At 72.6% G+C, this 14,259-nt stretch carries 13 protein-coding genes; 7 read left to right on the forward strand and 6 right to left on the reverse strand.

Annotated features, from left to right (window positions below; all coding sequences use genetic code 11):
* The first annotated feature begins 6 nt into the window (after positions 1 to 6).
* Positions 7 to 1,464 carry a DUF4331 domain-containing protein gene (locus BCD48_RS13390; RefSeq protein ID WP_071048689.1) on the forward strand — a complete coding sequence of 486 codons (1,458 nt, stop codon included), beginning with the start codon at positions 7 to 9 and terminating at the stop codon, positions 1,462 to 1,464.
* 119 nt (positions 1,465 to 1,583) lie between these two features.
* Here the strand turns inward: BCD48_RS13390 and BCD48_RS13395 are convergent, their stop codons facing one another.
* From BCD48_RS13395 to BCD48_RS13405, 3 genes are read right to left on the reverse strand one after another with little or no spacing between them, the layout of a single operon-like run.
* A complete protein-coding gene (locus BCD48_RS13395) occupies positions 1,584 to 2,432 on the reverse strand; it encodes an ABC transporter permease (protein WP_083418572.1) in 849 nt (282 codons plus the stop codon).
* Complete coding sequence (locus BCD48_RS13400; RefSeq protein WP_071048690.1) at positions 2,429 to 4,084, reverse strand: DUF1349 domain-containing protein; 1,656 nt, start codon at positions 4,082 to 4,084, stop codon at positions 2,429 to 2,431. Before BCD48_RS13400 ends, BCD48_RS13395 begins: the two co-directional genes overlap by 4 nt.
* On the reverse strand, positions 4,081 to 5,049 hold the full coding sequence (locus tag BCD48_RS13405; protein WP_071048691.1) for an ABC transporter ATP-binding protein: 969 nt from the start codon (positions 5,047 to 5,049) through the stop codon (positions 4,081 to 4,083). The genes BCD48_RS13400 and BCD48_RS13405 overlap by 4 nt, the downstream gene beginning before the upstream one ends.
* 135 nt (positions 5,050 to 5,184) lie before the next feature.
* On the opposite strand from BCD48_RS13405, the gene BCD48_RS13410 reads away from it, so the two are divergent.
* Complete coding sequence (locus tag BCD48_RS13410; RefSeq protein WP_241841700.1) at positions 5,185 to 6,339, forward strand: sensor histidine kinase; 1,155 nt, start codon at positions 5,185 to 5,187, stop codon at positions 6,337 to 6,339.
* Positions 6,336 to 7,019, forward strand: coding sequence for a response regulator transcription factor (locus BCD48_RS13415; protein WP_071048693.1), 684 nt, complete (start codon positions 6,336 to 6,338; stop codon positions 7,017 to 7,019). The genes BCD48_RS13410 and BCD48_RS13415 overlap by 4 nt, the downstream gene beginning before the upstream one ends.
* Before the next feature lie 68 nt (positions 7,020 to 7,087).
* On the opposite strand, the gene BCD48_RS13420 is transcribed toward BCD48_RS13415, so the two are convergent.
* Positions 7,088 to 8,578 (reverse strand): aldehyde dehydrogenase family protein, encoded by a 1,491-nt coding sequence (locus BCD48_RS13420; protein WP_071048694.1) that lies wholly within the window; start codon positions 8,576 to 8,578, stop codon positions 7,088 to 7,090.
* A gap of 67 nt (positions 8,579 to 8,645) precedes the next feature.
* Positions 8,646 to 9,038 (reverse strand): thiamine pyrophosphate-dependent enzyme, encoded by a 393-nt coding sequence (locus BCD48_RS51225; RefSeq protein WP_157910490.1) that lies wholly within the window; start codon positions 9,036 to 9,038, stop codon positions 8,646 to 8,648.
* Positions 9,039 to 9,560: 522 nt separating this feature from the next.
* Here BCD48_RS51225 and BCD48_RS13430 point away from each other — a divergent pair.
* Together BCD48_RS13430 and BCD48_RS13435 are read left to right on the forward strand one after the other, a co-directional pair.
* Complete coding sequence (locus BCD48_RS13430; RefSeq protein ID WP_198543225.1) at positions 9,561 to 9,980, forward strand: VOC family protein; 420 nt, start codon at positions 9,561 to 9,563, stop codon at positions 9,978 to 9,980.
* A gap of 307 nt (positions 9,981 to 10,287) precedes the next feature.
* A complete protein-coding gene (locus BCD48_RS13435; RefSeq protein WP_131803967.1) occupies positions 10,288 to 11,304 on the forward strand; it encodes a GNAT family N-acetyltransferase in 1,017 nt (338 codons plus the stop codon).
* Positions 11,305 to 11,422: 118 nt separating this feature from the next.
* On the opposite strand, the gene BCD48_RS13440 is transcribed toward BCD48_RS13435, so the two are convergent.
* Positions 11,423 to 11,812, reverse strand: a complete 390-nt coding sequence (locus BCD48_RS13440) for an MmcQ/YjbR family DNA-binding protein (RefSeq protein WP_071048697.1) — start codon at positions 11,810 to 11,812, stop codon at positions 11,423 to 11,425.
* A gap of 343 nt (positions 11,813 to 12,155) precedes the next feature.
* On the opposite strand from BCD48_RS13440, the gene BCD48_RS13445 reads away from it, so the two are divergent.
* Both BCD48_RS13445 and BCD48_RS13450 read left to right on the forward strand, forming a co-directional pair.
* A complete protein-coding gene (locus tag BCD48_RS13445; protein WP_083418575.1) occupies positions 12,156 to 13,706 on the forward strand; it encodes an MDR family MFS transporter in 1,551 nt (516 codons plus the stop codon).
* 139 nt (positions 13,707 to 13,845) lie between these two features.
* Positions 13,846 to 14,136: a transposase gene (locus tag BCD48_RS13450; RefSeq protein ID WP_071048698.1), complete on the forward strand. Its 291-nt coding sequence runs from the start codon at positions 13,846 to 13,848 to the stop codon at positions 14,134 to 14,136.
* Positions 14,137 to 14,259: the final 123 nt, after the last annotated feature.

A 14,259-nucleotide genomic window follows, 5' to 3' on the forward strand; every position in this document is an offset into this window, starting at 1 on the left:
TGATCCGTGAACCAACAACTGACCGTCCGCAAGGTTTCCCCGGAACCCCGCCCGCCTTCTCGCCCGCGCCGGGACCTTCGGCGCGGCCTGGCGGGGATTGCCGCACTGGCCCTGGGCGCGGCCGCGGCCGTCGTCGCGACGCCGCTCGCCGGCAATGCGTCCAGTCACCGGGAGGCGCCGCTGATCGCCGCGGACCCGACGGTGGACAACACGGACACGTATGCGTTCGTGAGCCCGGACGCGCCGGACACAGTGACGCTGGTGGCGAACTGGTCGCCCTTCTCCGAGCCGGCCGGCGGCCCGAACTTCTTCCCGTTCGCGACCGACGCCCGCTACAACCTGCACGTCGACGCGGACGGCGACGCGAAGGCGGACTCGACCTACCGGTGGACGTTCACGTCGCACTACAAGAACCCGAACACGTTCCTCTACAACACCGGCGCGGTCACGGCGCTGAACGACCCTGACCTGAACTTCACCCAGGTGTACAAGCTGGAGCTGGTCCGGGGTGGGCGGACCACGGTGCTGGCCGACAACGTGCCGGTGGCGCCGTCGAACGTAGGCGTCGCCTCGATGCCGGACTACGCGAAGCTGCGGTCCGACGCGGTGCGCACCCTGCCCGGTGGCCTGAGGACCTTCGCGGGCCAGGCCGACGACCCGTTCTTCCTGGACCTGCGGGTGTTCGACCTGCTCTATGGCGGCAATGCGACGGAGATCGGGAAGGACACTCTCGCCGGGTACAACGTGAACTCGATCGTGCTGCAGGTGCCGAAGAAGGACCTGGCGCTGAAGGGGGACCCGGCCCGTAACCCGGTGATCGGGGCCTGGAGCACCACCGACCGGCGCAGCCTGCGCGTTCTGCCCGGCACTGGGGGGAACGGCCAGCCGACGAACGGTGGCGGCTGGTCGCAGGTGTCCCGGCTCGGCTCGCCGCTGGTCAACGAGGTGGTCGTTCCGGTCGGGCAGAAGGACCGGTTCAACAACTCCAACCCGGACCGCGATGCCCAGTTCCTGCGCTACGTCACCAGTCCGGAGCTTCCCAAGCTGATCCAGGCCATCTACAACATTCCCGCGCCTCAGGAACCGCGCAATGACCTGGTGGCGGCCTTCCTGACCGGGGTGAGCAAGGCGAACCTCGGCGTCGACCTGAACGCGCACACGCTGAACAAGGACGCCGCCCCGAGCAGGATCGTCCCCTACGAGGCGCTACGGCTGAACATGTCGGTCCCGCCCGCGGCGCACCCGCACCGCCTCGGCGTGGTCGGCGGTGACACCGCCGGGTTCCCGAACGGGCGGCGACTGATCGACGACGTCGTCGACATCGAGCTGCAGGCCGTCCAGGGCGTCCTGCTGCCGAACCCGCCGGCGGCGGCGAAGGCACTCGGGGACGCCGTGAACGCCAACAACGTGCCGTTCGCCACCGCGTTCCCCTACGTCGCCCTGCCCACCCCCGGCTCCCGCTGACACATGAGCGGCTGACCCGCGGCTGACCCGCGGCTGAGCCGCCGCCAACCTCATCGCATCACCGGACAGGGCCGCGACGCCACCGCGTCGCGGCCCTCGCTCCGGTCGTGGACGGAAGGTCACGCGTCGCGGAAGCGGAGAAGCAGCGCGCCGGTGAGGAGGGCGGCGGCGGCCCAGGCGGCGAGCACCCCCAGGCCGGACCAGGGCGCGATGGGCAGGGTGTCCAGGTTGGTGGTGGCCTGGATCTCCAGGCCGGCGGTCATGGGGCTGAGCTGGTTGAGGTGGCGTTGCCAGTGGGGGTTGGCGGTGGCCGCGGCGATGATCGGTAACACGTACAGCAGGCCAAGGACGATGCCGATGGCGGCGGCGGTGTCGCGGACGGCCGTGGCGATACCCAGAGCCAGCAGGGCGATCAGCGCCAGGTAGAGGACCGATCCGCCGGCGGCCCGCAGGACCGGCCCGTCCGTCAGGGTCAGCGCCGTGAAACCGCGCGACGGGCCGAGGCCGTGGCCGGGCAGCAGCAGCCGGCCGGCCAGCAGCGAGCCGAGGACCCCGGCGGTCGAGGCGATCAGGACCGGGACCGTCACCGTGACGGCCTTCGCGGCCAGCAGCGTCAGCCGGCCGGGGACCGCCGTCAGGGTCACCCGGATCAGGCCGGTGCCGTACTCGGCGCCGACGGCCGTCGTCGCGAGGACGGCGACCACCGCCTGGCCGAGCTGGACGCCCGTGAGGCTCAGCTTCGCGGTGTCGACGGGGCATTCGCCGCCCGGCCGGCAGTGGGTGGCGGCGGCCGCCGCCGCGCTGACCGCGATGGTCAGCACGGCGGCGGCGACGAGCAGCCAGCCAGGCCCGGCGACGGTCCGCTGCTTGGTCCACTCCGCGCGCAGCGCGTGCCGGCCGGCGAGCCAGGCGTCTCGCGGCGACGTCCGCTGGTCCTGACGCGTCAGGGCCGGTGCCGTCGCCGTCATGCGTCGCGCCGGCGCAGCAGGACGTACGCGACGGCCAGCGCGGCCGCGGCGTAGCCGCACAGAACGGCGAAGCCGGCCCACGGCGAGAGCGGGAAGTATGCCGGCGGCGAGTACTCGGCCGTGACCTGGGCGTAGCGCGGGATGCTCTGCTCGATCGCGAAGCCGGCGGCCGGGGTGACCCGCAGCACCCATTCGCGGGCCTCGACCGGCAGCGCGGGTACCACGCCCAGCAGGTAGGGCAGCACGATCCCGACGACGACGGCGGCGACCGCGGCGGCGCCGCGCCGCAGGATCACCCCGACGGCGAGGGCGAGCACCGCGCAGACGGCGACCAGCAGCGCGGTTCCGACTATCACCCGTGCCTCGGTCGGTCCGCTCACCGGCAGCACGTACGACCCCTCGTCGCGGGAGAGCCGCGCACCCACCGGGACCGCGATGGCCGCCGCTACCAGCGCGGCGGCGAACGTGGCGGCGCCGATCACGACCGCCTTCGCGGCCAGCACCCGGCCCCGGCCCGGCATCGCGGCCAGCGTGACGCGGACCAGGCCGCGCCGGTACTCGGCGGTCGCGAACATCGCGGCGACCACGACCAGCGTGATCAGCCCGAGGAAGACGCCCTGCAGATGGTCCTCGATCGCCGCGGTCGGGGCGGGGCTGGAGCTCACGCCGGGCACCGCCGGCGCGATGTCGCCGGACCCGGTGACCCTGATCTGGTCGCCGGCCCGTTCGTAGGAGCCCGGCTGGTCGCCGCCCGGCCTCGCCCCTGGCGCACCGTCGCCGGCGATGGCCTCGCCGGTCCAGCCCGCGCCCGTCGTCGCACCGGACAGCAGGACATGGTCGAACGTGCCCGTCGCCGTACTCGAGGTGCCGGTCGCGGACGAGCCGCCGAAGGACTCGGTGACGACCAGGACGCCGGGTGAGGTGGCGAACAGCCCGACCTGGACCGTGGCCGGCAGGCCGGCCAGGTGAGCGGTGGCCACCTTGGTCCAGGTGACACCATCGGCCGAGTCGTAGCCGGTGACCGTGTCGCCGGCGCGGGTGAGCCGCAGCCATTGCGGCGACGCGGCGGCGACCGGGCCGGCCAGGCCGGCGACGTCGTGGGTGAAGTTCCACTGCATCCGGGTGCCGTGGCCGCCGGTGGCCGTCATCGCCGCGTAGGCCGACCCGGGGGTCGTGCTCGCCTTGATGATGATTCCGGCCTTGGACCAGGGCTGGGTCGCGTCGACGCCGCCGGCCTGCTGCCCCGGGTCCGCCGGGGTGGCGGGAGGCACCGCCGAGCCGGCCGAAGGCTCCGCCGGGGCGGGAGGTGCCGCCGAGTAGTGGCCGGTCAGCGACGTCATCCGGACGGTGATGGCACCGTCGCCGGCGAGCGGCTGACGCACGAAGTAGAAGGAGTCGGTGACCGCCTGGCCGCCCGGCCCGGTGGGCAGTGGCTGGTAGCAGGCCTTGCCGGACCCCTGGTCACAGGAAATGGTGCTGTGGACGGCGAACAGCCCGACCACGTCGATGAGCGCGGCGCCGATGAGCACGGCGAGGACCCAGCCGCGCAGCGTCCGGAACTTGGTCCATTCGGCCCGCAGCATCCGGCCGAAGGTGGATCGCCCACGCGGTTCGGCCGGCGTGGCGACGGGCGGCGACAGCGTGCTGGTCATCGGGCCAGGTCCTTTCGCGTCGCGTCCTCCAAGGCGGCGGACGCGGTGGGCGCGGGCCGCGCGGCGTACTCGACGGACCCGCGGGTGAGGTCCAGGTAGGCCCGTTCGAGGCTGGCCTGCTCGGCGGCGACCTCGGCGAACGGGACGCCGGCCGCGCTCAGCACCGCGACGACCTCCCCGGCGGGAAGGCCGGCGATGGTCAGCGTCTCTCCGCCCGTGGGCATCACCGACGCGCCCGCGCGTTCGAGCGCCGCCGCGGCCGCTGGTGGGGCGCTCGTGCGTAGCCGGACCCTGTTTCCGGCCGCGGCCGCGAGCAGCGCCGCTGTGGAGGTGTCCGCGATCAGCCGGCCACGCCCGACGATGAGCAGGTGGTCGGCGGTGTCCTGCAGCTCGCCCATCAGATGGCTGGAGACCAGCACGGTCCGGCCGTCGTCGGCGAGCCCCCGCAGGAAGCCGCGCATCCACACGATCCCCTCGGGATCCATCCCGTTGAACGGCTCGTCGAACATCAGCACGGGTGGGTCGCCGAGCAGCGCGGCGGCGATCCCGAGCCGCTGGCGCATCCCCAGCGAGTAGCCGCCGGCCTTGCGCCGCGCCGCGCCGGTCAGGCCGACAAGGTCAAGCACCTCGTCGACGCGGCGGCCGGTGAGGCCCTGCGAGTGGGCCAGCCACATCAGGTGGTTGCGGGCGCTGCGGCCCGGCTGCGGCGCCGCGGCATCCAGCAGCGACCCGACGTGGCTCAGCGGGCGCGGCAGGGCCGCGTACCGCCGGCCGCCGACCAGCGCGGTGCCGGCGTCGGGTGCGTCCAGGCCGAGGATCACCCGCATCGTCGTGGACTTGCCGGCCCCGTTGGGGCCGACGAACCCGGTGACCCGGCCGGGCGAGACCGTGAACGTCATCCCGTCCAGCGCTGTCGTCGACCCGAACCGTTTGCGCAGGCCGTCGACCTCAATGCTCGTTCCCATCCGGATAGCCCTCCCATTCCGCGTGTCGTTGCGGGCATGACGGAGTTCTATGGAGCGGGCGCTGACACGGACCGAACGATGGCCGTTATCTCGGTGTTAGGCCCGGCCGGCCATCCTGGGCGGCAGGGGCCGCCGATGGCTGGGGAGGCGACGATGATCCGGGTACGCCGCACCGTGCGAATGCGGCTGACGGCGCTGTACAGCGGGCTGTTCGTGGTCTCGGCGATCGTGCTGCTGGCGATCACCAACGGCGTCGGGTCCTCGTCGTCGGTGTCGGTCGCCGTCTCGACCTCCGCTGGCAGACCCGTCCCGCCGTCACGGGACGCCGCTGTCCATGCCGCCTCCCACGGCTACCTGCTCGGGTCGGCGGTCGCCCTGGCGGTGATGGCGGTCGCGTCGGTCGTGGTCGGCTGGGTCGCCGCCGGCCGGGTGCTGCGCCCGCTGCGGGTGATCACGGCGGCCACCCGGCGGATCTCCGCCGACAGCCTGCACGAGCGGCTCGCGATGACCCGCCCGGACGGCGAGCTCAAGGACCTCTCCGACACCATCGACGCCCTGCTGGAACGCCTCGACGGTGCGTTCGCCGCGCAGCGCCGCTTCGTCGCCAACGCCTCCCACGAGCTGCGCACCCCGCTGGCGACCGTCCGCGCGCTCGTCGACGTCGCCGCGGCCAAGCCGGGCCCGATCCCGGGCGAGACGCTCCTGCTCGCGGACCGGGTGCGCGTCGAGCTCGACCGGGTCGACGAGCTGCTCGACGGACTGCTCGCGCTCGCCCGCGGCCAGCACGGGGGGCTGCCCGACCGGGCGACCGTCTCCCTCGACGCGGCCGTCTCGGCGCGGCTCACCACGCGGACGGACGCGATCGGCGGCGCCGGCCTGGTGCTGCACCGCGTGCACAGCCTCGACGACACCTGGGTCCTCGCCAGCCAGCCGCTGCTCAGCAGGATGATCGACAACCTGCTTGACAACGCGGTTCGGCACAACCATGACGGGGGCTGGATCGGCGTCGCCACCGCCGTGTCCGGCGCGACGGTCCGGCTGGTCGTCGAGAACGGCGGCGACGTGCTGGACCAGGCACAGGTGTCCGAGCTGGCCCGGCCGTTCCGCCGGCTCGGCGTCGAACGGACCGGGTCGGACGCGGCCGGCGCCGGGCTCGGCCTGTCGATCGTCGCCGCCATCGCCCAGGCGCACGGCGGCACGCTGGAGCTGCGCGCCCGGGCCGAGGGCGGCCTGCTGGTCACCGTCACGCTGCCACGGGTGACCGCGCCGGGCCCGGCGGTCGCGGCGTGAGGGTCCTGGTCGTCGAGGACGCGCGCCGGCTCGCCGCCGTGCTCGCCGAGGGGCTGCGCGACCAGGCGATCGCCGCCGACGTCGCGCACGACGGCCTCGAGGCCGCCGCCAAGCTCGCCGCCACAAGCTACGACGTGGTCGTCCTCGACCGGGACCTGCCCGGCATCCACGGCGACACCCTCTGCCAGCTGATCCTGCGGCGTGACGAGCGGGCGATGGTGCTGATGCTCACCGCCGCGGACGCGCCCGTCGACCGGGTCAGCGGCCTGTCGCTCGGTGCCGACGACTACCTCACCAAGCCGTTCCACTTCCCCGAACTGGTGCTGCGCATTCGCGCACTCGCGCGCCGCCGGCCCGCCGTCCGGCCGGCGACGCTGCGGGCCGCCGGCCTCGAACTCGACACGATTCGCCGGACGGTCGCCCGCAACGGCCGGCCCCTGGACCTGTCCGTCAAGGAGTTCGCGGTCCTGGAGGCGCTGCTGCGGGCGAGCCCCGCGTACCTGAGCGCCGAGGACCTCCTCGAACAGGTCTGGGACGAGCACGCCGACCCGTTCACCAACACCGTCCTCGTCACGATCGGCCGCCTGCGGCGCAAGCTCGGCGACCCCCCGGTCATCACCACCACCCCCCGCGTCGGCTACCGGATCGCCCCCGAGGACCGGGCCTGGGCCGCTGACTGAAGACAGACGATGTCGCAGAACAGCACGAGCGTCGTGCCGAGGCCGATCACGTCGCGATCTTTGGGGCGCTACAGCGGCAGGTAGACGTTCTTGGTGCGGATGAACTCGTCGAGGCCGGCGCGGCCGCCCTCCTTGCCGTAGCCGCTGCGGCCGAAGCCGCCGAACGGGGCGCTGGCCGGCAGGGCGGCGAAGCCGCCCACGGAGACGTAACCGGCGTCAAGGCGGGCCGCGACCCGGTGGGCGCGGCGCAGGTCCGCGGTGTGGACGTAGCCGGCGAGCCCGTAGGGCGTGCCGTTGGCAAGCGCGACCGCCTCGTCCTCGTCGCGGAACGTCAGCACCGACAGGACCGGGCCGAAGACCTCCTCCTGGGCGATCTCGGCCGCCGGGTCGACGCGGTCGAGAATGGTCGGGGCGACGAAGAAGCCGCCCGCCAGCCCCGGGTCCGCCGACGCGTCCACCCGACCCCCGCCGAGCAGCAACTCGCCGGCCGGCGCGGCGAGGGCGCGTTCGAGCATGCCGAGGATGCGGGTCTGCGCGGCGGCGCTGACCACCGGTCCGACGACGGTCGCCGGGTCGAGGGGGTCACCGATGGGCAGGGCGGCGGCGGTGGCGACGGCGGTCGCGACCACCTGGTCGTGGACCGACTCGTGGACAATGAGCCGGGTCGGGAAGACGCAGCCCTGTCCGGCCATCACCATGCACACCGTGCCGGCGAACTGGCCGGCGGCGGCGAGGTCGGCGTCCGGGAAGATGATGTTGCCCGACTTGCCGCCGAGCTCGAGCACGACCGGCTTGATCGTCTCGGCGGCGTCCGCGAGGATCGCGCGGGCCGTGCGGTGGCCACCGGTAAAGCTGATCTTGTCGACGCCCGGATGGCGCACGAGCGCCGCGCCGGCGGCCGCGTCGCCGGGGACGACATTGACCGCGCCAGCCGGCAGGCCAGCCTCCAGCGCCAGCTCGCCGAACAACAGGGACGAGAACGGCGCCAGCTCCATCGGCTTGACGACCACCGTGTTCCCGGCGGCGAGCGCCGCGCCCGCCTTGCGGGCGACCGACGAGATACCGCCGTTCCAGGTCGAGATGATCCCGATAACGCCGTACGGCTCGGCGAGCGTGTAGTCGAACGCGTTCTCCGGGAAGATCGGGATGACCCGCCCCTCGATCTTGTCCGCGTACCCGGCGTAGTACTCCAGATAGTCAGCGGCCCGGCGGGGCAGGGCGGCCGTGGTCGCTGCCGGGACCGCGCACTCCAGGGTGAGTATGCCTTCGATCTTCTCCGCGTCCCGCCGCACCAGGGCCGCGAGCCGCAGCAGCGCGCCGCGTCGCTCGTCCGGCCGAAGCGTTCGCCAACGCTCGAACGCGGTCCTCGCGGCGTCGACAGCCGCGTTGACCTGGCCGGGCCCGGCCAGGGTGACGGCCGCCTGCTCGCGGCCGGTCGCCGGGTTGACGTGCGCGTACGTCCCGGCGTCGCCGTCGGGACGGTCGTCGCCGACGAGCAGCCGCCCCGGCGGCAGCAGCTCCTTCGCGAGGGCTGCGTGGCGGTCCAGGTCGACCGGCATTGGTGACCTCCTGGTGACGAGTTGGCGGCTGGCTGTGGCGGCTGGGCGTGGCGGTGCACCGCCACGGTCAGAACAGGGACGGCAGGCGGTCCATCGGGACGGCGATGACGGTCGAGCAGTCGGCCGCGCAGGCGGCGCGCGGCGCGGCGGGCAGGTCGGCGACGTCGTCGACCCGGACGCCCTCGGCGCCGAACGCGCGGGCGAGCGCCACCCAGTCGGGGTTGCGCAGAACGGTGCCGAGCTCGCGGCCGGCGAAGTTCTCCCGCTGGTCGCGGTTGGAGTTGCCGTACGCGCCGTCGTCGAAGACCACGGTGGCGGTGTGGATGCCGTGCTGGACGGCCGTCGCGAGCTCGTTCGACGCGAACAGGAATCCGGCGCAGCTCCCCGCCACCGCCACGCCGCCGCCGGTGGCACCGGTGCCACCGGCCGGGTTCTGGGTGGGTTCGCCTCTAGCGATCATCTTACGGATCATATATCCAATATTCAAAATGCGCGACCAGCCGGGGAGGGCGCGACTCATGACCACGACAGCCGCGAAGGTCGCGGTCGAGCGGCGGGCAGGCGCGCTGGGCACTGGTTTCCCTCGGCGGGAAGGGGGCTCGACACCGCCGTCGACATGCCGCCCGCCGAGCCGGAACCGGCCGCTGGATCTGCCAAGCCACCCTGCCGCCTCGCGCCAGCAAGAAGACCACGAACACCAATACCGCCAAGGCGAGGCCAGCGCCAACCGCCCACCACCGCCACTGGCGCCGCCGACCACGCCACCTGCGCCCCCTGGTACACCACCAAGACCCGGCCCTCCGCCGCCGACCTGCTCGCCCGGCTCCGCCGCGCCCTCATCGCCACGCATTTCCGACCGACTCGGCCCTCCACACAGACCACCGCCGAAATCCACGCCCTCCAACTGGCCTGGAGCCTCGACATGATCAACATTGCCGGGTAACTACGAAAGTTGAGTCGACCAGACCCGTTGACATAGCGGATGACGCTCATTACGAAAGACACGAACCTTCTCGGCGATGCGGACGGAGAGCTGTTCATGCGAGTCATCCGGGTGACGGCCGACCTCACGGTGCCCGACCTCGACGAGGCAAAGGCCTTCTATACCGACTTCCTCGGCTTCGACGCGCAGGACATGGGTCTGGACTGGGTCACGCGCGTCGTCGTGCCCTCCTCGGGCGAACACATCCAGCTGCTGTCGCGGGACGCTACCGGACCCGAGAACCCGCTGCTCTCGGTCAAGGTCGATGACGTCGACGAGGCCTACGCCATCGCGCAACGCCTTGGCTACGAGATTGTCCACCCATTGACCACCGAGCCGTGGGGCATCCGCCGATTCTTCGTCCGAGCACCGGGCGGGGCCGTGCTCAACATCGCCCAGCACCACGATCCGAACGAGTGACACCGGTCGCGGTACGGGCCGCGCCAGAGCGACACCAGCTATTCGCTGAAGGTCTGCTGGTATACCGACCTGGGCGATAACTGTTTCGCGCGTTGGCTCCTCACGCCGACATCCGTCCGCGCACGGTGACTCCCCCAGGCGGTCGAGGCCCGGAGCGTACTTGCCCTAATCCATCTGGCCGACGCTCTCCTCCGGGCAGGCGCCCACGGGGATTTCAGTCAGGCACTGTGGGGCCCACAGGACCGGCGTCTCCCCCACAGCTACTGGCGGAAGCGCTGCCGGTTCCGGCGTGGGCGAGGATGGCGGCGTGGCCCTGATACGAGTGGCAGGCCCGGCCGACATGGCCGCGATCCGGGCCATCGCCGCCGGCTTCGACCTGTTGGGCACCTGGCCGAGCCAGCCGGACTTCCTGGACCTGGAACGGGAGACTGGGCGGCTTGTCGTCGCGGACCGCGGCGCCGAATCCTCCGGTTCCGTCAAGGGCAGGACCCGCGTCCATATCCCTGCCGACGGCTTGGCCGAAGCGGTTGGCTCGTCCGGCGGGGTCGGCCGGGCCGCCGCGGACAGCACGGTCGACCCGGCCGGTACGGCGCACTCGGCCGGTACGGCGCACTCGGCCGGTACGGCGCACTCGGCCGGTACGGCCGACCTGGCCGGCGTGGTTGGGTTCGCGGGCACGCTGACTCGCGGCGGCCTCACCCACCTGGGCGACCTGTTCATCGACCCCGGCACGCAGTCCGCCGGGCTCGGCCGGCGGCTGCTGGCGGCCGTGCTCCCGGGCCCCGGCCACCCCGTCGTGACGTTCGCGTCCGCCGATCCACGGGCACTGGCTCTCTACATGCGCCACGGCCTGCGCCCCAGGCAGCCGCTCTGGTACCTGCATGGCCTCGCCGCGGCGCTGCCCGAGGCACCGGCCGAGATCCGTCCCCGCCCCGCCAGCGCCGACGACATCGCCGAACTCGACGCCGAGGTCAGCGGCGGCCACCGCGTCGAGCACCTCGCCTGGTACCTCGGCCAGCCGGGCGTGGCCGCCTGGACGACGCCCAGCGGATACGCCGTCACCCGCGTCCGCGGCGACACATGCGCCGTCGGGCCGGCCGGCGGCCACGACGCCGACGCCACGGTCCGGGCCGTGCTCGCCGCCGCCCGCCATGTCGCGGGCGACGACGGCCACTCCGTGCACCTGGCCGTCTTCGCCGCTCACCCGCTCGCCGCCGTCCTCGTGGGCGCCGGGTTCCGTATCACCGACCAGGACACGTTCATGGCCACCCCCGGCAGCCCCCTCGACGCCGACCGCTACGTCCCCAACGCCGACCTCGGCTAGTCAGCCTGGCGTCTCAGCCTGTAGTCGATCTCCGTTGACCGGGCCGGAAGCGTGGGCGAACTCGACGCTGCTCGGGCCTGGCCTCGTGACGTCCTGACGGCGTTTCCGCCAGCACAGGTCAGTCGCGGTCCGCGAGGAACCCCTGGGCGAGGCGCTTGGGCGCTCGGGTGAGCCACGCCTCCTCGGCGAGCTCCGCCAGCTCGGTCACGCCGATCCGGTCAAGGCGGACCAGGACCGCCGGGTAGCCGTCGAAATGCGGAGTGGTGAAGTAGACGTCCGGGTTGTCGGCGATCAGCGCCGCTTTCACACCGACGTCGGCGACGCGGACCCCGAGAACCGGTCCGTCCGGCGCGGCATCCCCGAGCGCTTCCAGGTCGCCGCGGCGCAGCGGCCGTTCCCAGACGAATCCCTTCGTCTTCACCTTCCAGGCACGCTGGCCGTGCGACGTGCCCTCGGTGGTCTCGGGCAGCGCGAGCGCGATCCTGCTCACGTCCTCCCAGCTCGCCATGACCTCACCGTAGCCACGTAACCGCCGCCTTCCCAGCCCCAAACCCCCAGCTCGGCGACCGCGACCGGCCCAGACCGCCCATGGCCGCCGCCGGGATACGTGCGTCGGCGGTCCGGCGGGCCCGCTCGGAAATTGTCGGTGGTCCGCGCGAGAGTGATGGCAGGATCCACCACGGCCCGGGCGGAGTCGTCCGTCGCCGCCGCGCCGATGAGTTCTTCGCCCAGGCCCGGTCGTACCAGTCGTACTGGTCGGGCCGCCGCGAGCGGGCGCGTGGTGGGCCGGCCGACAGCCCACTGGGCCTCAGCACCTCCGAGCCCCGAGACCTGCGACCCGAAGGATCGAGATGACCGCGACCCTCCAATCGGACGACACGTCCTCCTGGGACGGCGCGAGCGCCACCACCTCCCTGGGCAAGCGCGAGACCGGCGTCGGGCGCGAACCAGCGGCCGGCTCCGGGGGCGCGACGCGGCGCGGGACCCCACTGGTGATCAAGTTGCTGGTGGGGGCGACGTTCGTCGCGATCCTCAACGAGACCATCATGATCAATGCCGTGCCGCGGCTGATGACCGACTTCGGCATCACCCCGCGGACCGCGCAGTGGCTCTCGACCGTCTTCATGCTCACGATGGCCGCGGTGATCCCGGTGACCGGCTGGTTCCTGCAGCGGGTGACCACCCGGACGGCCTACGGGATCGCGATGGCGACCTTCTGCACCGGCACGCTCATCGGCGCCGTGGCACCGGTCTTCGCGGTCCTGCTCGCCGGCCGGGTCGTGCAGGCCGCCGGGACGGCCGTGATGATGCCGCTGCTCATGACGACGCTGATGACCGTCGTCCCCGAGCAGGACCGCGGCCGGGTGATGGGGAACGTGACGATGGCGATGTCGTGCGCGCCGGCGCTCGGCCCCGCCGTCTCCGGGGCCATCCTCCAGCTGGGGTCGTGGCGGCTGATCTTCGTGTTCGTCCTCCCGGCGGCGCTCATCGTCGCCGTCGCCGGGCTGCGCCAGCTGGAGAACGTGGGCGAGACCCAGCAGAGCTCGGTGAGCTGGACCAGCGTCGCCCTGGCCGCGCTCGGCTTCGGCGGCCTGCTGTTCGGGCTCAGCGAGGTCGGCGCCCGCAGCGGGATCGTCGTGGCGCTGATCGCCGGTGGCGGCGTCGCCCTGATCGCGTCCTTCGCGGCGCTGCAGGTGCGCCTGGCGCGGACAGGCAGCCCGCTGCTGAACCTGCGCACGCTCACCTACCGCCCGTTCGGGGTGTCGCTGCTGCTGATGGCGGCCGTGCACATGGCATTCCTCGGCTCGATGTTCCTGCTGCCGCTGTACCTGCAGGACGTCCGCGACCTCAGCTCGCTCAAGACCGGGCTGCTGGTGATGCCGGGTGGCCTGGCCATGGGCCTGCTGGGCCCGGTGGTCGGCCGCCTCTTCGACCAGTTCGGGGCGCGGCCCCTCGTCATCCCGGGCGCGACCGGTGCCGCCATCGCCCTGGGCGTGCTCAGCCGGACCGGCACCGACACGCCGTATGCGCTGCTGCTGGCGGCGCACGTCGTGCTGATGGCCTCGCTGGCCGCGGTGCTCACGCCGGTGTTCTCCATCGGTCTGGGCGCCCTGCCGTCCCAGCTCTACTCGCACGGCAGCTCGCTGCTCGGCACGATCATGCAGGTGGCCGGCGCCCTCGGCACGGCCCTGATGGTCGTCATCCTGGAGACCAGGTCCGACCAGCTGACGAACGCGGGCGTGGCGGAGTCCGACGCATTCGTCGCCGGGATGCGGTGGGCGTTCATCGCCGCCGCCGGGGCCGCCGTCGCGACCGTCCTGCTCGCGCTGCGGCTGCCCGCCGGCGTCGCGGCGACCGAGCCCGACGAGGCGGCCAATGCCACCCGACTGGAGGCGGCCTAACCCGGCCCATCGCCCGCCCCGCCCGTCCCGGCCCCGTCGACCCGCCAGGCACCACCAGAGACCGGAGGCGACAAGTGGAGTGATCCCGGTTCTGTAGACAGTGGACGTACTTACCACTGACTACCAGGGAGATCCGGGGATGGGATCGACGCGGAGGAAGTTCACCCAGGAGTACAAGGATGAGGCAGTGGCTCTCGTCCTTGGTTCGGACCGTACGATCGCCGAGGTGGCGAAGAGCCTCGGGATCAACGAGACGAGCTTGGGGGCCTGGGTGAAGAAGGCGAAGGACACGGGCGAGGCCGAGGAGAAGCCGCTGACGGTCTCCGAGCGCGCCGAACTCGAGGAGCTGCGGAAGAAGTATGCCCAGGCGCAGATGGACCTGGCGTTCCTAAAAAAAGTCGCGAGCTTCTTCGCGAGCGACCAGAAGTAAGGTTCGAGTTCATCTCGGCCCRCGCACCGAAGAAGCCTGCTCCCGCCGACGGGATGAACACCTTCCCCGTCGACTACATGTGCCGGAAGCTCGGCGTCTCCCGCGCCGGGTACTACGCCTGGA

This window comes from Pseudofrankia coriaricola, assembly GCF_001854805.1.
GTDB lineage: Bacteria > Actinomycetota > Actinomycetes > Frankiales > Frankiaceae > Pseudofrankia.